Genomic DNA, 19,308 nt, shown 5'->3' on the forward strand with positions numbered 1-19,308 from the left:
CGCGCCACTTCTCCCTCAAGCAGCAGAATGCCTAAACCCCGCCGCGGATCTCCGGCTTCACATCGGTTTGATACCACGCCCCGAGCTGTTTCATCAGCGCCGGGAACAGGCTTTTGCGCTCGGAAGCCGCGACATTGTCGGCAATCTGCTCGGGCTTGCTGACCCCCGCAATCACTGTGGAGACCTGCGGATGGTCGAGAATCCACCTTAGGGCAAACTGGCTCAGCGGTACGCCCTCGGGTGCAAAGCCCTTGAGCGTCTGTACCAGTTCGACACCGCGCTCGAAGGGAATGCCCGAAAAGGTCTCGCCCACCGAAAAGGCCGCCCCATCGCGATTGTAGTTGCGATGGTCGCTGGCTTCGAACCGTGTGTCCTTGCTGTATTTGCCGCTCAGCAATCCGCTGGCCAGCGGCAGGCGCACGATAATGCCGACGTCCTTCTCCGCCGCCTTGGGCAAAAGCTCTTCCGCCGCATCCTGGCGGAACAGGTTGAAGATGATCTGCAGCGTGGCGCAGCCGGGCTGATCAAGACAGATCATGCCTTCCTCGATCGTCTCGACACTGGCACCCCAATGGCGCACCAGGCCCTCCGCCTGCAATTCGTCCATCCAGCCAAAAATAGCGCCATCGCGCAGCACGTCGGTTGGCACGCAATGCAATTGCGCCAGGTCGAGCCTGTCGACGCCCAGCCGCTTGGCCGAACCGACCAGGCTTTCGCGCACGGCCTGCTTCGAATAGCCATCAGGGTAAAGTCCGCCGCCCCGCCCCAGCTTTGTCGCCACAACCACATTGGGTCCCTTGGCATGGGCCCCGATCCGGCTTTCGCTGAGGCCCCCGCCATAGACGTCTGCCGTGTCCCAGAAGCTGATCCCGGCATTGAGCGCATGGGTCAGAATGGCATTGGCCGTCTCGTCGCCGACCGGTCCGAAATCGCCGCCGAGCTGCCAGCACCCCAGCCCGATCTCGCTGACCTCATAGCCCGTCTTGCCCAATCGCCGCGTCTTCATTGGGTCGCTCCCACTCTCGCTCATCTGGGCGCACCCTAAACATGTCGCAAGGCCGAGGAAACCGCTTTTGCCCGGACCGCAGCACCTTGACGCCGCCTCGGTCTCATCGGCCCGCCCCGCCTATTCGAAATAGTCGGGAAAATCGGAGATGGTCTGGTTCAGCAGCACTTCGGCGCGCGCCAGATGCGCGCGCATGGCCGCTTCCGCACCGGCCACATCGCCTTGGCCCACCGCTTCGGCAATCTGCTTGTGTTCGGCAATGGCGCGCTGGCTCGAGGACACGCCCAGCGTCAGGTAGCGCACCCTGTCGAGCTGCATTTTGTGATCATCGATCAATTGCCAAGCATATTCCACACCCGCCAACCGCGCCAAAGTGCGGTGGAACAATTCATCGAGCTTGTGGAAGCGCCGGCTGTCATTGGCCGTTGAGGCCGCCTCCTGGTCGGCAATCAGCGCCCCCAGGACCTCGGGAACGTCCGTGCCCGGATTGGTGGCCACGCGGCGGATGATTTCCACTTCGATGCTTTCGCGAATGAACCGGCTCTGCCGCACGCCGTCAGGCGATATCTTTTTCACCACCGTCGCGCGCTTGGGTCGGATCAGTAGCAATCCCTGCTGGGCCAGGCGGATGAACGCCTCGCGGACCGGCTGCCGCGACACACCATAGCGGGCGGCAATATCGCTCTCGGAAATCACATCGCCTGGCTTTAGGCCCATGCTGACGATCTCGTCACGCAACGCGACGACCACGCGAAAGGCAATTGTTCCTTCCCGCGCTTCGCTCATCCTGGTTCCAATCCGGTCCGATTCCATCTCGGAACCATGGGACGAACGGCGCCGGTCCCGATCCACTTGTTTGCCATCTTCCACAGGTTTCTGACCCCAATCGCGCGAACCGGCTCCCGTGCCGCATCAAGTCCCGCGCCGTGAACTGTACAAAGAAACAGTACATTTCTGCAATCTTGTATGGTAGACGCAATGCCACGCGCGGCTGTGCGAGGGTTGCGCCTGGACGAATATCGAGACTGGAGAGAACGAATGGCCAAGACCTACGCACTTGTGGGCACCGGTGGTCGCGCACGCATGTTCTACGAGGCGATCCTGGGGCCGCACCGCGCCGAGGCCCGGCTGGTGGCCCTGTGCGACACCAACCAGCTGCGCATGGATTTTACCAATAAGGTCATCGTTGACGAACTCGGCGGCACCGCCGTGCCGACCTACAAAGCCTCCAGCTTCGCTGCGATGATCGCCGAAACCCGGCCCTCGACCGTCATCGTGACCTCGATCGACCGCACCCATCATCTCTATATCATTGCCGCGCTCGAGGCCGGCTGCGACGTCATCACCGAAAAGCCGATGACCACGGACCCCGAAAAGTGCCAGGCCATTCTCGATGCGGTCGAGCGCACCGGCAGGCAGGTCCGCGTCACCTTCAACTACCGCTATGCCCCGCACAATTCGGCCCTGCGCGAGCTGATCGCCGAAGGCGCCATCGGCAAGGTCACCTCGGTGCATTTCGAATGGCTGCTCGATACCCGCCACGGCGCCGACTATTTCCGCCGCTGGCATCGGGACAAGCGCAATTCCGGTGGCCTGATGGTCCACAAATCCACCCATCATTTCGACCTGGTCAATTTCTGGCTCGGTAGCCAGCCCGAGACCGTCTTCGGCATGGGCGATCTCAAATTCTACGGTCGCGCCAATGCCGAGGAGCGGGGTGTGTTCACGCCCTATACCCGCACCACCGGCGTCGAGGCCGCCAAGAACGATCCCTTCGCCATCGATTTGACCGCGAACCCCATCCAGAAGGGCCTTTATTGGGACGCCGAGGGGGAAGACGGCTACCAGCGTGACCAGAACGTTTTCGGCGACGGCATCTCCATCGAAGACACGATGAACGTCATCGTCCGCTACCGCAACAAGGCGGTGATGACCTATTCCCTCTATGCCTATGCCCCTTGGGAAGGCTTCAATGTCGCCATCAACGGCACTGGCGGCAGGCTCGAACTCACCGTGCACGAAAATTCCTACATTAATGCCGGTGCCGGCTCGGAAACCGAGGGTGCGGCCAAAGGGGTGAAACTCTACCACTTCCCGCTCCATGGCGAACCGCGCGTCGTCCCGGTCCAGCATGGCGAAGGCGGCCATGGCGGCGGCGACAAGATCATGCTCGAGGAAATCTTCGGTAACGCCACCCCGCGCCCCGGCTATGGCGCCAACCACCGCGACGGCGCCCTCTCCATCCTCACCGGCATCGCCGCCAACAAGAGCTTTGCGACAGGCCTGCCGGTGGATGTGAAAACGCTGGTGAAGCTTTAGAATCCAAAGCCCCAACAACACCGAGCCGCCCTCGGACTTGATCCGAGGGCCTTTTGTTCGGCAACCCAAAACGACGGCGCAGGTTGAGAAAAGTCCTCGGGTCGAGCCCGAGGCGGAATCGCGATTACGGAGAGACAGATCCCCCCGTCACCAGCCGGGTATCTTTACCGCCCCGGCACCGTCTCGAACTGCGGGACACCGTCGCAGATGTCGTAGTAGTCGCCCTTGTCGCCTACAAAGACATGCTCGGCAATTTTGGTGCCCGTCGGGCCATCGAACGCGCCCAGCATAAGCCCAATCCAGTCCGCTGCTGGCGGATCGAAAAACATCGGCGCCCCGCAGATCGAACAGAACCCGCGGCGAACATCTTCCGAGGAAAAATACCAAGTCAGTCGATCGTCACCATGAATGATGAGATCTGCCTTTTTAACGTCAACGCCCACCTCGAAATTGCCGGTCACCTTGCGGCACCTTGAGCAATGGCAGGCTGTGGCGCGCGGCATGTCCCCGCGCAGTTCGAACGATACCGCGCCGCAAAGACAGGATCCCTTGAACAAGGCCGCTACCGGTTAAACGGCACACTCGCCGTCAGCACATCGCCCGAATTGTTGAATTCCACCTCGAAATCCACGGTGATGCGATCATTGATGAGGAGGATTTTGGCGCCGATGCGCACATCGCCACCGGCCCGGTCCTTTTGCTGCTCGCGCAGGTCGAAGCTGATGGAGTTGCTCGACTGCCGCCCGATGGCCAGGCCCGTATAGCCCGCATTGGAACTCATCGCCGCTTCATAGCGCCGGGCCTCGTCATTATAGGCAATGGTGCCGCTGATCGAGAGCGTCGCATTCACCAGGCTGCAGCGGCCGGTATAATTGATCTTGAGCAGATTGCCCTGGGCAACGCTCAACCGACAGCGGAACGGCTCGGGCTGGTCCCCGCCAATCAGCGCCCCCTCGCCGCGCCAGTCGCCAATATAGGATGACAACAGATCGAGCTCGCGCACACCGGCCTGCGCCACCCCGGCTGTCAGCACCGTCGCCGCCAGCATCAGGGCCACCAGAATTGTTCGCAGCCAATACGTCACGTCTACCCCCTCGAATGCCGCCTGCGGATCATGTCTGCCAGCACTCTAGACACAGCACCAGTAAAAAATGTCCAGCAATTGACGCCATTGTTACGAATCACCCAACCACTATTGGATAATGAGACGGGCAGCCCAGAACGGGCCAGACCCGCCAATGAGGGGAAATAATCGGACATGACCTCCGGACCGATCATCCGCGCACGCGATGTGGACTACACTTTGGACGTGGCGGGGCGCCCTTTGCATATTCTGCGCAAAGTCTCGCTCACCGTGGCCCCGGCCGAAGTGGTGGCCATTGTCGGCCCCTCGGGCAGTGGCAAGACCTCGCTGCTCATGCTGCTCGCCGGCCTCGAAAAGGCCACGGGCGGGCAGGTCGTGGTCAATGATCGCGACCTTGGCGGCATGGACGAAGATGATTTGGCGCGCTTCCGCCGCCACACCCTGGGCATTGTTTTCCAGAGCTTCCATCTGATCCCGTCCCTCAGCGCTCTCGACAATGTCGGGCTGGCGCTCGAAATCGCCGAACCCGGCCTCAGCATGGCCCAGGTGCGCGAAAAGGCCGCAGCGGCCCTCGCCGCCGTCGGGCTCGAGGCCCGGCTCGATCATCGCCCCTCCGCCCTTTCGGGCGGCGAGCAGCAGCGCGTGGGCCTGGCCCGCGCCAGTGTTGCCAACCCGCCTTTGCTCTTGGCCGACGAACCCACCGGCAATCTCGACCAGAAGACCGGCGCTGTGGTGGTCGACCTGATGTTCGACCTGGCCCGCCGCAACAAGACCGCCGTGGTCCTGATCACCCACGATCCGGCCCTGGCCGCCAAGGCCGACCGCGTCTTCACCATGACCCAGGGCCAGCTCACCGAAACCACCGCCCCCAAAACAGCGTCGACGCAAAAAGCGGCACCGCGCAAGCGGGCGTCCAAGTGATGCGCGGCGTCCTGGCCGCCGCCCGGATCGGCCTGCTCGACATGCGGGGCGATCTGCGGCGCTTCTTTCTATTGGTGGTGTGTCTGGCCGTCGGCACGGCGCTGATTGCCGGCGTCAATTCGGTGGGCACCAGCATCACCCGCGCCATTGAGACCGGCGCCGCCGAAATCATGGGCGGGGATATCGAGCTGTCTCGCGCCGACCGTCTGGCGACGCCCGAAGAGCTCATCGCCATGCAATCCATGGGCCGCGTGGCCCAGGTCATCGACACCAATCTGCGCGCCGAAACTTTCTACGAAGAAGCTTTTGCCGATGTCAGCGCGGTCGGCCCCCTCTATCCGCTCCTTGGATCGGTCAAAAGCCCGCAGCTGCCTCCGGATCAGGACCTTGCCCAATTGCTGGCCGAAACCGATGGCCTGCCCGGCGCGCTGATCGATGGCGTCATGCTCGATCAGCTCGGTCTTGCGGTCGGCGACACCTTCAGCCTGGGCGGCACCGAATTTGCCATACGCGGCACCCTGATCGGCCTGCCCGATGGGCCTGTGCGCGGCTTCCGCCTGGGCCTGCCGACACTGATTTCCAGCGATGGTTTTGCCACGGTCAGCGACCGTTCCTCGCCCCTGCCGGGCCTGGGCACCTGGTATCGCTACAAGATTCACCTGACCGATCGCGACGTGGAGGCCGGCCTCGCCACTGCCGTCTCCCAATTTGGCAACAAGGGCTGGACCGTGCGCTCGGCCCGCGACGGGCTGGGGCAGATGGTGCGTTATTACGATCTCTTCATGCGCTTCCTGCTCATTGTCGGGCTAGGCTCGCTGCTGATCGGCGGCGTCAGCGTCTGGACCGGTATGCGCGCCTATATTGCCGAGCGCTCCGGCGTGATCGCCATTTTGCGCTCCATCGGTGCCGACCGCGCCCGCGTCTTCATTCATTTCCTGGCCCAGGTCACCGCCCTGGCCCTGGTCGGCGTCGGCATCGGCCTGGTCATCGGTGCCGGCGTGGCCTGGTTCATCCTGCCCAGCATCGGCGCCGCCGTCGGCATTGCGCTGGCGCCCGCCGTGCATATCCAGCCTCTGGCCATCGCGGCCGGCACGGGCCTGGTCACCGCCTTCGCCTTTGCCTATCTGCCCCTGGTGCAGTCGCAGACTATCCGGCCCATGCTGCTGTTCCGGTCCAAGGGGCTGGACGCGCCACCGGTCGATTGGGGCGCGCTTTTGCTCTCCTGGCAGGCCCTGCCGCTGCTGCTGGCCGTCCTGGCCTTCTTCCTGCTCGCCTGGCTGATGACCGGCGATGCGCCGCTGGTTCTCGGCTTCGGCCTGGCCAGCGCCTTGGGTGCGCTCCTTTTCCAGCTCTTCATTCGCCTGGCCCAGGCTGGCCTGGCCCGTCTTCCCGAGGCGGGTCCGCGCGTCCTGCGCCACACCTTCCGCAATATTTCCGCCGCTGGCCAGAACGCCGCTGCCGTCGCCGTCTCCGCCGGCATGGCGCTGACCATGCTAATCATCGTTCTGGTCATGCAGACCAACCTGCAGCAGGAATTTCTCGGCGCATCGGCCTTTGACGCGCCCACCCTGGTCGGCTCCGACCTCTTTCCCGACGAGGTAGAGGATCTCGAAGCCCTGGCCCTGGCGGGCAATGGCATTACCCGCTTCGTCTCTACGCCCATGCTGCGCGGCGCCCTTGTCGATGTTGCCGGAACGCCAGCCGGCGAACTGGTGACGCGCGGCCCCGAGGCGACCTTCCTTCTGGCCGGTGAAGTGCCGCTGACCTTCCGCACCCACTTGCCCGCATCCTCGCGCGTCACCGCGGGGCAATGGTGGCCGGACGATTATGCGGGCCCCGGCCTTGTCAGCCTCCATCAAAGCCTGCGACATGGCCTTGGTGTCGATCTGGGCGATACACTGACCTTCTCGATTTTCGGCGAAGAGGTCACCGTCACCATTGCCAGCTTCCGCGACTATTCCTGGCAGGGTGGCATCGACTTTCTGGCCACCTTCTCGCCCGGCGTGATCGAAAACTATCCCACAACGCTCTTTGCCGCCGTCACCGCCGCTCCCGGCCGGGAAGAAGATGTCACGCGGCTCCTGGCGGCCGAATTGCCCGATATCCGTTTCATCTCGGTGGGCGACACGCTCAAGCAAGTCACCGACGCGCTTGGCCAGCTCTCCTTTGCCGCCAGCCTCATTGGCGGCCTCGCCGTGGGCAACGGCCTTTTGGTGCTGATCGGCTCCCTCTCGACCGGCCGCCGCCAGCGCGAGGCCGATACCATCATCACCAAAGTGCTCGGCGCCACCCGTTTCGAGCTGATCGGCTCGGCCTTCCTGCAATATCTCGTCCTGGCGCTTCTGGCTGCGATACCGGCCCTGGCGCTGGGCATCGGCATGGGCCGTTTCGTCAGCGGCCTGCTGCTGGCGGTCGAATTCACGCTCAAACTCGACATTATCGTCGTCGTACTGGCCATTGCGGTCGTGATCACAGCCATTCTGGGCGCCATGACCATCCTCCGCGCCGCTTCAGCCCGCCCGGCAAGACTGCTGCGGGACTTGTAGGAGGGTGCCTCTGCTTGCCTCCTTCGATAGGGATAGGGGGCGGCAAGCAGAAGGCATCGAAACACGGATCCGCTAGGCCACCCGCCGCTAAGCCACCTTCCCCAGGACCGCAACATAATGCGGATTGTGCATGATCCCCAGCACGTTACCGAACGGATCGACCACAGAGGCCGTCACGAACCCGGTCTCGCCCCGTTTGGTGATCGGGTCATATTCCTTGGCCCCCAGGGCGATCAGGCGGGAAAAGGCCGCTTCGATATCGTCGACATGCCACAGCAGGATCGCTCCACCAGGGCCGGCCTGCATGCCATCGGGGGCGTAGCGCCGGTCGATGATGCCGAATTCGTCTTCGCTGTCTCCGATGCGAAATTCGACATAGGCCGGCGCGTCCTTGCTCGGCATCTGGAAATAGGCGTCAAGGCCGAACAGTTCGGCATACCAGTCGCGCGCCGCGATCATGTCGTCGGCGAAGAAGTTTACCGTGGCCATGCCGCGCAGGAAATGCTTGTTTTTGGTGGTCATTTGCTCGTTCCTTGGTTGTTGATGCACCCACCATGCCCGACGCGCCCGAACCCGTATTTCAAAAACCCGCAGAACGATACGATCCACGCGGAAGGCTCGATCCAGCCGGTTTTGCCCGCCACATCCAGTTCCGCACCATAGCTCCGCCACGGGAACTCAGGCCTTTCGTCGAACATTTCTGGATCATCCGCTGGGACGGCGACCAAGGTCACTATGCTTCGCCCGAGCTTATGCACCGTCCCTATGTCGATATCTTCCTCTCCGCCCAGGAATCGGGCATTCAGGGCACGTTCCGTGGTAAGCGCACCTATTCAGCCGCCGGCTCCGGACGCATTCTGGGCATCCGCTTCCTGCCCGGCGCCTTCCATGCTTTCTGGCCCGGCGAAATGGCCGACCTGCAGGACAAGTTTGTCTCCCTCGCTGGGGTCTTCCCCTGGGCCGACGCTTCAGGCATCAAAGCCATCCTCGCCCTTGACGACGATGCAGCCATCCCGGCCATCATGGCACGCCTAGCCGCGCCTCCGCCCGACCGGACGATCGCCCTCATCAACGACATCATTGCCGCCGTCGAAACCGACGAGAACCTCGCCACCGTGACGGCGGTCGCCAAGGCCTTCGGCAAGAGTGATCGCTGGCTGCAACAGACCTTCCGCGATTATCTCGGCATCGGCCTTAAATGGCTGCTGCAGCGCAAGCGCCTGCTCGCCGCCGCCGCCCAGATACGCGACAGCGACGCGCCCGACTGGGCCGGCATCGCCTACGACCTGGGCTATTCCAGTCAGCAGCATTTCATCACCGACTTCACCACTGTCTTGGGTGCCACCCCAATTCAATACAAGAAGGGCCTGACCGAATAGGCCGACGCGAGTGGAGGCCGTCCCGCTTGCGAAGAGAGGTGATGAACGCTGCCATCGCACGCTATGCCTTTAGGAAAAACTCCACCAGCATATCGAAGACGAGCCGGATCCGCCGGCTGGTATGCAATTCGCGATGCGTCACCAGCCAAACCGGCACCGCTATGGGTTCGATGGATGGCACCACCACCTTCACCTCCGGGGTTTCGCGCGCCACCGCCTCGACCATAGCCCCCAGGCAAAGGCCCCGGCGCACCCATTCCCAGCCTGTCATGCCGCTTTGCGTGGTGAGACGGAAGTTGTCAGCGTCCAGCGGCACGCCGCGTCGCCGCATTTCGGCAATGAAATCTTCATTGCCCTCCATGGCCCCGACAAAATCGGCCCGGGCCAGGTCCGCGCCGCTGCGCGGATGGCCCAGCCGCGCGATAAGGTCGGGCGTGCCATAAATGCGGGCCACGGTGTCCTTGCAACGCCGGGCGATCAACCCATCCTGGTCGGGACGCACATGCCGGATGGCAATATCGGCCTCGCGCCGCAACAGGTCACTGATCGCGCCCACCGCCAGGACCTGCACATTAATGGCCGGCGCCTCCCGCCTGAGCCTTTCGAGCAAGGGCGGCAAGACATGCCCGGCATAAATATCGGCCGCCGTGATCCGCACCACGCCCTCGATCGATTGCGATTGCGCCGCTGCCGACAGGCTCACCCTTTCGGCCGCCGCGCCCATGGTCTTGAGGTCGGCCACCAGCCCCTGTCCTGCTTCAGTCAGGACCAGGCTGCGGCCCACCCGCTCGAATATGGCCAGCCCCAGGCGTTCCTCCAGCGCCGCCACCTGGCGTCCCAGTGTCGGCTGGGTCAGGCCCAGCCGCTTGGCCGCCGCCGAAAGCGAGCCGGTTTCCACGGTCGCCAATAGCGCCCGCATCTGGTTCCAGTCTGGTTTGCCCATCGGCTCATTCATGCATTTATGTATAGTTCTTCTACCAATTTGTGCAATTTTGTTTTTCCCCGATGGCCATTACATTTCCAGGCGAATTGCACGACCGGAACCCGACCATGGCCGAACTGAGCGCATTCTGGGATCGGCTGGCGGACAAATATGCCGCCCAGCCTATTGCCGATGAACAGGTCTACCGCACCAAGCTGGCGCGCACCCAGGCCCATCTCACCCCGGATATGGATATATTCGAATTTGGCTGCGGCACCGGCGGCACGGCCATTGCCCATGCGCCCCATGTCCGAAGCGTCCGCGCCGTGGATTTTTCTGCCCGCATGCTCGAAATGGCCCGCGCCCGCGCCGCTGAGGCCGGCGTCGGCAATGTCAGCTTCGAGCGCGGCGACATCACCACCATGGCCATTCCGCCCGAAAGCTACGACATGGTGTTGGGCCTCTCCATCCTGCACCTGCTCGAGAACCGGCAGGCCGTGATCGCACGGGTCTTCGATATCCTCAAGCCCGGCGGCCGCTTCGTTTCCAGCACGGCTTGTCTCGGCGACAGCATGAAATGGTTCGGCTATGTGGCGCCGCTCGGCCGGGCCATCGGGCTTTTGCCCATGCTCAATGTCATGACGCCCGATCAATTGCGCGCCGATATGCAGCAGGCCGGCTTCGTCATCGAACATGACTGGCGGCCCGCCCCCAAGGCCGCGCTTTTCCTCATTGCCCGCAAGCCCGCCTGACTGGCCTGTGGAACCGCCCTTTCCGCCATTGGGCGAATCGGTGAGGCTATGTGCTAACACTCAATGACAGTCAGTTAGCCGTGCGTCTGCCTTCCCGCTGGAGATGAGACGCATCCAGCCGGAGACATGATGCAGGTCGCCATCGACATGGGAGAAAGCCGGGGTGCCGGCCCAGCCCACATGGATCTCGAGGAATTGCTCGCCACGCGCCTTCTGGTGCAGGGCAATTCGGGGTCTGGCAAATCGCATCTGCTACGCCGCCTGCTGGAGCAATCCGCCCAATGGGTGCAGCAATGCATCATCGATCCCGAGGGCGATTTCGTAACGCTTTCAGATAAATACGGGCACCTGGTCGTCGACGCCACCCGCACCGAGGCCGAATTGACGCGCATTGCCACGCGTGTGCGTCAGCACCGTGTCTCGGTGGTCCTCAACCTTGAAGGGCTCGATGCCGAACAGCAGATGCGCGCCGCAGCCGCCTTTCTGGGCGGCATGTTCGATGCCGACCGCGACTATTGGTATCCTGTCCTTGTCGTCGTCGATGAAGCCCAGCTCTTCGCCCCCGCCGCCGGCGGCGAAGTCTCCGACGAAGCGCGCAAACTCTCGCTCGGCGCCATGACCAATCTCATGTGCCGCGGCCGCAAGCGCGGCCTCGCCGGGGTCATCGCCACCCAGCGCCTGGCCAAGCTGGCCAAGAATGTGGCGGCCGAGGCCAGCAATTTCCTCATGGGCCGCACCTTTCTCGATATCGACATGGCCCGTGCCGCCGATCTTCTGGGCATGGATCGCCGCCAGGCCGAACAGTTCCGCGATCTGGCGCGCGGCCATTTCGTTGCCCTGGGCCCCGCCATTTCCCGGCGCCCCCTGCCCATCGTCATCGGCGCGGTGGAAACCTCGGCCCGCTCGACCAGCCCCAAACTGACGCCTCTGCCCGAGGCACCGGCCGACGCCGCCGACCTTATTTTCACCCAGGACCCCGAGGAACTGGCGCGTCCCATCGTCCGCCGCCCAGCACCACCGCCCCCGCCATCCACCAATGAACTGCTGGCGCAGGTTGCAGAAGCCCGTGCCCGTGCCCGCGCTGAAGCCCCCGAAGAGCCGGTTTCGCTTTTCCCCGAAATCGATGAGGCCGAGCGCGAAGCCATGATTCAGGCCGTCATGGTCGAATTGATGAGCGATCCCGATGCCGGCTTCCGCACCACCGCCCAGCTCTATCAGGATTTTCTCGTCCGCTGCCGCATTCGCCGCGTGCCCGGCGATCCCCCCGCCCTGCCCGCCTTCAAGCGCCTCTTGGCCGTGGCCCGCGTTGCCCCGGATGAAGAGATCGCGTCATCCGATGGCTGGCAGCAGGCATTGACGCTGTCCGAAACCCTGACCGACGACGTGCAAGGCGTTTTCCTCGTCATCGCCCAGGCCGCCCTGACCGGTGCCCCCTGCCCCTCCGACGCCACTCTGGCGCGCCTTTACGGCACCCATTCATCAAGCAGGGCCAGGCGTCTCCTCACGTGGTTCGAAGAGCGCGGATTGATCGTTCTGCGCACCGATTTTCGCGGCGCACGCATCGCCGCCTTCCCCGATCTCGGCACCGAAACCGCCCCCGGCGACCCCAATGGCCCTGACGCTCTCGTCGACGAACGCGGCGCGGCAGAGTAGCTACCCCCGCAATTCCGCCCTGAACGAATACCGCGCCCGCGCGCCCGGCCCCAGCAGTTCGGAAAACGGCCGTTCGCCCAACTCGTCCGAGCCGCCCACCTCTGCCGCCGTGCCATGCCATGGCTCGAGACAGATAAAATCGCCGCCCGGCTTGGTCCAGAGCGCGAAATTGGGCAGGTTTTCCCAGGTGAAATGCACCTGCGGCCCTGCCTCCGGTCCATAAAGCAGACCCGCGCCCGCCCCCTCGGGGAACAGCATAGCGTCTTGAGCGAACAGGTTTTGTTCCAGCACCAGCCGGCCATTTTCAAAGGGAGACGGCAGGGCCTCCGGCTCCACCAGCCCGCCCGAAAGCCGGTGCAGCGCCGGCGCGCCGCCTTCATCGAGTTCGACCAGATGCGGCCGTCCCTCGGCACCCGGCAGCGGCCAGGCAAAGGCCGGATGAAAACCGATGCCAAACGGCATGACGCGATGATCGCGATTGGTGACCTCGGTCGACACAACCACCGCGCGCCCTTCCACCACATGCTCCACGTCGAGCTGGAAATCGAAAGGATACATGGCCCGGCTGGCCTCTGAGGCCGTCAGCCGGTAGACGCAACGGTCGCTTTCTTCCACCACCAGTTCGAAATTGCTGCGCCGTGCAAAGCCGTGCTGGCTCATCTGCAGGCGCAGGCCTTCGACGCTGATCGTGTCATTGGGCGCCTTGCCCACGATCGGAAAGAGAATGGGAGAGCGCCCCGTCCAATGGGCGGCGTCGCCGTGCCAGAGCCAATGGCGCCCATCTCGTGTCTGGATCGATTGCATCTCCGCGCCCAAGGCGGCCACATCGACAGTGATCTGATCATTGGCGATACGGGTCAATTGCATGCGCCACTCCGGGTCCATGGTGGAACGAGGTGCACACTAACCCCTTATATGCATTTGGAGAACCCGCAAGTACGCAAGCCGTGAACGAGCACCTAAGACCAGGCGCGGCACCCCGCCTCTTGCAGCGGGCCGCCCGCCCGGAGTATCGCCTAGTTCATGCCCCAGCCCTTCCCGCCTTTGCCGATCGACGCTGCGCTGCCAATGCTCAAAGAGGCGCTGGACCAGGGCATCTCGGCGGTCCTCGTCGCCCAGCCCGGCGCCGGCAAGACCACGCGCGTGCCGCTGGCCCTGCTCGATGCCCCCTGGCGACGCGATGGCCGCATCATCATGCTTGAGCCGCGACGCCTGGCTGCCCGTGCCGCGGCCCGGCATATGGCCGGGCTCTTGGGCGAGCAGGTCGGCCAGACCGTGGGCTATCGCGTGCGCATGGAAACGAAAGTCTCCGCCAGGACGCGGATCGAAGTGGTAACTGAGGGCGTGTTCACCCGGCTGCTGCTGGACGATCCGGAGCTGAGCGGCATTGCAGCCGTCATCTTCGATGAGTTTCACGAACGGAGCCTGGACGGCGATTTGGGGCTCGCCCTGGCATTGGATGCCCGCGCCCTGCGGCCCGACCTTAGAATTCTTGTCATGTCCGCCACCATCGATGGCGCCCGCGTCGCCGAACTGCTCGATCATGCCCCGGTCATCGACAGTCCCGGCCGCACCTTTCCGGTCGAAACCGTCCATTCCGAACCCGATCCGCTGCAGCGTCTCGAGGATCAGGTCGCCAGCGCCACGCTCGCGGCCATGCGCGAACATGAAGGCTCGGCCCTGGTTTTCCTGCCCGGTCAGGGCGAGATTACCCGCACCGCCGGACGGCTGGCGGACCGCCTGCCCCCTCACACCGACCTGGCGCCGCTTTATGGCCAATTGTCCCCGGCCGAGCAGGATCGCGCCATCCAGCCCGCGCCGGAAGGCCGGCGCAAAATCGTTCTGGCCACCTCGATTGCCGAAACCTCCTTGACCATTGAAGGAATACGCATCGTCATCGATAGCGGTTTTCGGCGCGTGCCGGTCTATGAGCCGGCCACCGGCATGACCACGCTGGCCACGCGCCGCGTCTCCCGCGCCGGAGCCGATCAGCGCCGCGGCCGCGCCGGCCGCACCAGTCCGGGCGTTTGCATCCGCCTCTGGAATGCGGGACAAACCGCCGCTCTCGAGCCTTTCGACACGCCCGAAATCCTGGCGGCCGACCTGTCCAGCCTTGTACTCGATCTGGCCAATTGGGGTGTCACCGACCCCAGGGCCCTCGCCTTTCTCGATCTCCCGCCCGCCCCCGCCTGGGCCGAAGCCAAGGCGCTCCTTGTCCGGCTCGACGCGCTCGACCCGACCGGCCAGCTCACCACAGCGGGCAAAGCCCTGGCCAGGCTGCCCCTCCATCCCCGGCTGGCCCATATGATCCTGGCCGGTGCCGAAGACGGCGACGCCGGCACAGCCGCAGAGCTGGCCGTCCTGTTGGGCGAGCGCGGGCTGGGCAGCGAGGATACCGATCTCGGCCGCCGCCTCGAGCGTTTCCGCACCGACCGCTCACGCCGGGCCGACGACGCAAGAGCCATGGCCAGGCGCTGGGCGAAGCTGGCCGGTGGGGCCGCGGGCGAACAGCTTTCCGCCGGCCATCATCTCGCCCGGGCTTTCCCCGACCGGGTCGCCCAGCCAGCCGGGCCGCGCGGCCGCTTCCGGCTGGCCAATGGACGCCAGGCGCAATTGGACGAAACCCATGCGCTCGCCGGCGCGCCTTTCCTCGTCATTGCCGATGTCACCGGCAGCGCCACCCAGGGCCGCATCCGCTCCGCCGCCGCGCTCGAGGCAACGGATCTGGAAGCGCTGTTTGCCGGCCACATCACAAACCAGACCACGCTGCGTTTTGATGCGGCAACGGGCGCTGTCCGCGCCCGTCGGGAGCGACGCCTCGACGCACTGCGACTGGCCGACGAAACCGCGCCCGTCACCGACCTTGAGACAGCCGCCAACCTCCTGGCAGAAGCAGCGCTGAAGCGCCCCGAGACTCTGCCCTGGTCGAAGGATCAAAAGGCCCTGCGCGCTCGCGCCACTTTTCTGCACCAGTCCTTGGCTGCGGACTGGCCGGACCTTTCCGACGCCGCGCTTGCAGCCGACGCTACCTGGTTGGCACCGCATCTGCTGGGCGAAACCCGCCTCGCTGCCATCAATGCCGACCATCTGGGCGCCGCGCTCGAAACCTTGCTGCCATGGACGAAGAAGCAGGAGATGGAAAAACTCCTGCCCAGTCATTTCCACGCCCCGTCGGGCAGCCATATCCCCATAGACTATGCCGCCGAGAATGGCCCGGCGCTGGAAATCCGCGTGCAGGAGCTATTCGGGCTCGACCGCCATCCATCCATCGCCAATGGCAAAATTCCGCTATTGCTGGTGCTGCTCTCACCGGCCCACCGCCCCATCCAGACCACACGCGACCTGCCCGGTTTCTGGCGCGGAAGCTGGCAGGATGTGGCGCGCGACCTCAAGGGGCGCTATCCACGCCACCCCTGGCCCGACGATCCTATCGCCGCGCCGGCGACGAGCAGAGCGAAACCAAGGGGGACATAGGCTAAGAACCTCTTCTTCATCTCCCCCTCGGGGAGACGAAAAGACCCCGAACTTTCGTCCGGGGCCACTTTCATTCGTTGGCGATGAAATTGAGCGCCACCCCATTGATGCAATAGCGCAGCCCGGTGGGCGGCGGGCCATCGGGGAAGACGTGGCCCAGATGCGAGCCGCAGGTGGCGCAATGCACCTCGGTGCGGACCATGCCATGGCTGCGGTCGGTCGTGGTCTCCACCGAACCGGGAATGGGGTCGTTAAAGCTCGGCCAGCCCGTGCCGCTTTCAAATTTCAGCGTTGAGGCAAAGAGCGGCGTATCGCAGCCAGCACAGGCAAAAGTGCCCTGGCGCTTTTCATGCAGCAAGGCACAGGAGCCGGGACGCTCGGTGCCATGCTGACGCATGATGTAATATTGTTCGTCCGTCAGGCGCTGGCGCCATTCGGCATCGGTCCGGGTTACAGGGAAAGCATGGCCGTCCATGGTATCACTCCTTTGTCGACCTTTCATTCGCGCCAGATATAGGCTCAGTTACATGCCAATCCTAGCGCATCCTCTGCCGGCAAACGCCGCCAAGCCATTGGGCCTTCAATGACCACCATAACCTCTCTCGACCAGCTTCATGCGCTCTACCAGCCTGCCCCCGTTCCTGCCTCCACCGTCAAGGTCGCCCATGGCGTGACGCCCGAATATCGGCGCTTGATCGAGGCCAGCCCCTTTGTCGCGCTGGCGACTATTGGCCCTGAAGGCATGGATTGCTCGCCGCGCGGAGACAAGCCGGGCTTTGTCCGCATTCATGACCATAAGACGCTGATGATGCCCGACCGACGCGGCAATAACCGCATCGATAGCCTGCGCAACATCCTACGCGACCCGCGCTGCGCTTTCCTCTTCCTCATTCCCGGCTCGGGCACCACTTTGCGCGTCAACGGTCGGGCCCATCTCTCGATCGATCCCGATCTTCTGCAAAGCTTCGCCATCGAGGACAAGGCGCCCCGCTCGGTCATCGTCATGGAAATCGACGAGCTCTATTTCCAATGCGCCCGCGCCATCATCCGTTCCGAACTCTGGAACCCGGAGCGCCATGTCGATCCTTCGACCCTGCCCAGTCCGGGGCAGATTCTGGCCTCCATGACGCAAAATCAGGTCGGCGGCGAGAGCTATGATCAGGCTTGGCCCGAGCGGGCCAAGCAGACCATGTGGTAGCCCCGCTTTACCGCGCGACAGCCGATCCCATCCCTTCCGAAACCCGGCGCAGCACCCGCTCCAATTCGATCCGCCCGAAGGGTTTGGCCAGCCTGGGTAGCCGGAGCGCCCGAGCGTCGTTGATTTCAGCATAACCGCTGGCCAGAATGACGGGCAGGTTTGGCCACCGGCCGGCGACCTCCCTCGCCAGGGCCACGCCGGTCATATGCGGCATGGCCTGATCGGTGATCAGGACATCGATATCGCGCCTTTGCTCCAGCACGGCCAGGGCCTTTTCGCCCGAATGCGCCTCGACCACGTCATGGCCCAGTTCCTCAAGGATCATGACCGTGTTGAGAAGCACCAGCGCATCGTCATCGACCGCAAGGACTGTGAGCTTTCGGTCCATGCCGGCGGGGGCGGCCTGACCATCCTGCCGCTCGGGTTGGCAGGGCGCGGCGGTTTCATCCACCGCCTTGAGCCAGATTTGCACATTGGTGCCCACCCCGACACGGCTCTCGATCTGCATCCGCCCACCCGATTGCTCCGCTATGCCTTGCACCATGGACAGACCCAGCCCCGTGCCCTTACCCACGCCCTTGGTGGTAAAGAAGGGGTCGGTCGCCCGGGCCAACGTGTCGGGGTCCATGCCCTGGCCGCTATCGGTGACGGCCAGGACGACATAGCGTCCCTGTTGCAGATGCGGGTCATCCGCCTCCGCCTCGGCCGGCCGCGCCGAAATGACCAGCGAACCGCCATCGGGCATCGCGTCGCGCGCATTGACGGCCAGATTGAGCAGCACTGAATCAAGCTGATTGGGATCGGCGAAGACCTTGGGCAGGCTCAGGGGAAATCGTGTTTCGATCTGGATCGATGAGCCAAGCGTATGCCCGAGCAGCTCGCTCATTCCGCGCACCAGGTCGGGCAAATCCACCGGTTTCTGCTCCAGTTCCTGCTTGCGGGCAAAAGCGAGCATGCGCTGGGTCAATTGCGAGCCCCGCTGGGCGGCCTGCAAGGCATTATCGAGCAACCTGGACTCCCGGCTGTCCAGCGACAAGCGCCTGCCCAGGGCTTCCAGGCTTCCCAGCACCACCATGAGAAGATTGTTGAAATCATGCGCCACCCCGCCTGTGAGCTGGCCGATGGCCTCAATCTTTTGTGCCTGGAACAACTCTTCGCGCGCCTGGTCGAGGCGCTTTTGCTGTTCCATGCGCTCGGTCACGTCGCGGGTGATCTTGGCGAAACCGACCACCGTGCCGTCCTCGGCATAGATGGCGTCGATCACCACACTGGCCCAGAACCGCGTCCCGTCCTTGCGCACACGCCAACCCTCGGCCTGAAAATGCCCCTCGCGCCGGGCTGTCTCCAGCCCCCGCTGCGGCAGGCCGCGGGCGCGGTCTTCCTCGGGGTAAAAGGTGGAAAAATGCTTGCCCACGATCTCGGAGGCACAATAGCCCTTGATGCGCTCGGCGCCCTGGTTCCAGGTCGTCACCACGCCATTGGCGTCGAGCATATAGATGGCATAGTCCGTCACATTGAGCACGAGGCGGCGGAATTGCTCCTCGCTCTCGGCCAGGGCAGTCTGCGCCTTTTTCCGGTCGGTCAGGTCCCGGGTGATCTTGGCAAAGCCGATTGCGGTGCCGTCGGCTTGGCGGATTGTATGCACCACGACATTGGTCCAGAACCTGCTGCCGTCCTTGCGGACCCGCCAGCCTTCCGATTCAAACCGCCCATCGCGCAGCGCTGCTGCCAGCGCACGCTCCGGCAAGCCGCTGGCGCGATCTTCCGGGGTATAAAAGATGGAAAAATGCCGTCCGACAATTTCGTCGGCCCTATAGCCCTTGATGTGTTCGGCGCCCTTGTTCCAGGTCGTCACCACGCCATTGGTATCGAGCATATAGATGGCATAATCGGTAATGGAATCCACGAGCAGTCGAAAGCGCGAATCTTCATCCATTGTGCCGGCCCCATTGCCGTCTTCGCCCATGCCGTCACCATTGCTCACTCTAAACCAGCCCGGAAACGCTAACGAGCGGCCACCCGTTAGGTTGCATCGATGAACCGACAGAGAAGAA

Annotated in this window: 17 protein-coding genes; 8 read left to right on the forward strand and 9 right to left on the reverse strand. The window is 63.9% G+C overall.

From position 1 onward, the window contains the following. Positions 1-31: 31 nt before the first annotated feature. Entirely contained in the window at positions 32-1,006 is a 975-nt protein-coding gene (locus tag V8Z65_RS15235; RefSeq protein WP_338721007.1) for an aldo/keto reductase, read from the reverse strand. A gap of 120 nt (positions 1,007-1,126) precedes the next feature. Next, positions 1,127-1,792: a GntR family transcriptional regulator gene (locus V8Z65_RS15240; protein WP_338721008.1), complete on the reverse strand. Its 666-nt coding sequence runs from the start codon at positions 1,790-1,792 to the stop codon at positions 1,127-1,129. Positions 1,793-2,044: 252 nt separating this feature from the next. On the opposite strand from V8Z65_RS15240, the gene V8Z65_RS15245 reads away from it, so the two are divergent. Further along, on the forward strand, positions 2,045-3,325 hold the full coding sequence (locus V8Z65_RS15245) for a Gfo/Idh/MocA family oxidoreductase (protein WP_338721009.1): 1,281 nt from the start codon (positions 2,045-2,047) through the stop codon (positions 3,323-3,325). 164 nt (positions 3,326-3,489) lie between these two features. Here the strand turns inward: V8Z65_RS15245 and V8Z65_RS15250 are convergent, their stop codons facing one another. Then, a complete protein-coding gene (locus V8Z65_RS15250; protein ID WP_338724043.1) occupies positions 3,490-3,828 on the reverse strand; it encodes a GFA family protein in 339 nt (112 codons plus the stop codon). Positions 3,829-3,887: 59 nt separating this feature from the next. Then, positions 3,888-4,409: a hypothetical protein gene (locus tag V8Z65_RS15255; RefSeq protein WP_338721010.1), complete on the reverse strand. Its 522-nt coding sequence runs from the start codon at positions 4,407-4,409 to the stop codon at positions 3,888-3,890. Positions 4,410-4,583: 174 nt separating this feature from the next. Here V8Z65_RS15255 and V8Z65_RS15260 point away from each other — a divergent pair, with 174 nt between their 5' ends. Then, on the forward strand, positions 4,584-5,330 hold the full coding sequence (locus V8Z65_RS15260) for an ABC transporter ATP-binding protein (RefSeq protein WP_338721011.1): 747 nt from the start codon (positions 4,584-4,586) through the stop codon (positions 5,328-5,330). After that, positions 5,330-7,876 (forward strand): FtsX-like permease family protein, encoded by a 2,547-nt coding sequence (locus V8Z65_RS15265; protein WP_338721012.1) that lies wholly within the window; start codon positions 5,330-5,332, stop codon positions 7,874-7,876. The genes V8Z65_RS15260 and V8Z65_RS15265 overlap by 1 nt, the downstream gene beginning before the upstream one ends. 87 nt (positions 7,877-7,963) lie before the next feature. On the opposite strand, the gene V8Z65_RS15270 is transcribed toward V8Z65_RS15265, so the two are convergent. Further along, complete coding sequence (locus V8Z65_RS15270) at positions 7,964-8,398, reverse strand: VOC family protein (protein WP_338721013.1); 435 nt, start codon at positions 8,396-8,398, stop codon at positions 7,964-7,966. Positions 8,399-8,430: 32 nt separating this feature from the next. Between V8Z65_RS15270 and V8Z65_RS15275 the strand changes: the two genes are divergently transcribed. After that, the gene (locus V8Z65_RS15275) at positions 8,431-9,255 is read left to right on the forward strand and encodes an AraC family transcriptional regulator (protein ID WP_338721015.1); all 825 of its coding nucleotides are present in this window, start codon (positions 8,431-8,433) and stop codon (positions 9,253-9,255) included. 61 nt (positions 9,256-9,316) lie between these two features. Here the strand turns inward: V8Z65_RS15275 and V8Z65_RS15280 are convergent, their stop codons facing one another. Then, positions 9,317-10,198: a LysR family transcriptional regulator gene (locus V8Z65_RS15280; RefSeq protein WP_338721016.1), complete on the reverse strand. Its 882-nt coding sequence runs from the start codon at positions 10,196-10,198 to the stop codon at positions 9,317-9,319. 62 nt (positions 10,199-10,260) lie between these two features. Here V8Z65_RS15280 and V8Z65_RS15285 point away from each other — a divergent pair, with 62 nt between their 5' ends. Further along, positions 10,261-10,929 carry a methyltransferase domain-containing protein gene (locus V8Z65_RS15285; RefSeq protein ID WP_338721017.1) on the forward strand — a complete coding sequence of 223 codons (669 nt, stop codon included), beginning with the start codon at positions 10,261-10,263 and terminating at the stop codon, positions 10,927-10,929. Between the two features lie 129 nt (positions 10,930-11,058). Continuing rightward, positions 11,059-12,582 (forward strand): ATP-binding protein, encoded by a 1,524-nt coding sequence (locus V8Z65_RS15290; RefSeq protein ID WP_338724044.1) that lies wholly within the window; start codon positions 11,059-11,061, stop codon positions 12,580-12,582. On the opposite strand, the gene V8Z65_RS15295 is transcribed toward V8Z65_RS15290, so the two are convergent. Next, positions 12,583-13,449, reverse strand: a complete 867-nt coding sequence (locus tag V8Z65_RS15295) for an aldose 1-epimerase family protein (protein WP_338721018.1) — start codon at positions 13,447-13,449, stop codon at positions 12,583-12,585. It lies immediately after the preceding gene. A 156-nt stretch (positions 13,450-13,605) separates the two neighbouring features. Here V8Z65_RS15295 and hrpB point away from each other — a divergent pair, with 156 nt between their 5' ends. Then, positions 13,606-16,056, forward strand: coding sequence for an ATP-dependent helicase HrpB (hrpB, locus tag V8Z65_RS15300; RefSeq protein WP_338721019.1), 2,451 nt, complete (start codon positions 13,606-13,608; stop codon positions 16,054-16,056). A 70-nt stretch (positions 16,057-16,126) separates the two neighbouring features. Here hrpB and msrB read toward each other — a convergent pair whose 3' ends face one another. Continuing rightward, positions 16,127-16,531 carry a peptide-methionine (R)-S-oxide reductase MsrB gene (gene msrB / locus V8Z65_RS15305; RefSeq protein ID WP_338721020.1) on the reverse strand — a complete coding sequence of 135 codons (405 nt, stop codon included), beginning with the start codon at positions 16,529-16,531 and terminating at the stop codon, positions 16,127-16,129. 108 nt (positions 16,532-16,639) lie between these two features. Here msrB and V8Z65_RS15310 point away from each other — a divergent pair, with 108 nt between their 5' ends. Next, the gene (locus V8Z65_RS15310) at positions 16,640-17,254 is read left to right on the forward strand and encodes a pyridoxamine 5'-phosphate oxidase family protein (RefSeq protein ID WP_338721021.1); all 615 of its coding nucleotides are present in this window, start codon (positions 16,640-16,642) and stop codon (positions 17,252-17,254) included. A gap of 7 nt (positions 17,255-17,261) precedes the next feature. Here V8Z65_RS15310 and V8Z65_RS15315 read toward each other — a convergent pair whose 3' ends face one another. Continuing rightward, positions 17,262-19,220 carry a PAS domain S-box protein gene (locus V8Z65_RS15315; protein WP_338724045.1) on the reverse strand — a complete coding sequence of 653 codons (1,959 nt, stop codon included), beginning with the start codon at positions 19,218-19,220 and terminating at the stop codon, positions 17,262-17,264. Positions 19,221-19,308: the final 88 nt, after the last annotated feature.

Source organism: Devosia sp. XK-2, from assembly GCF_037113415.1.
GTDB lineage: Bacteria > Pseudomonadota > Alphaproteobacteria > Rhizobiales > Devosiaceae > Devosia.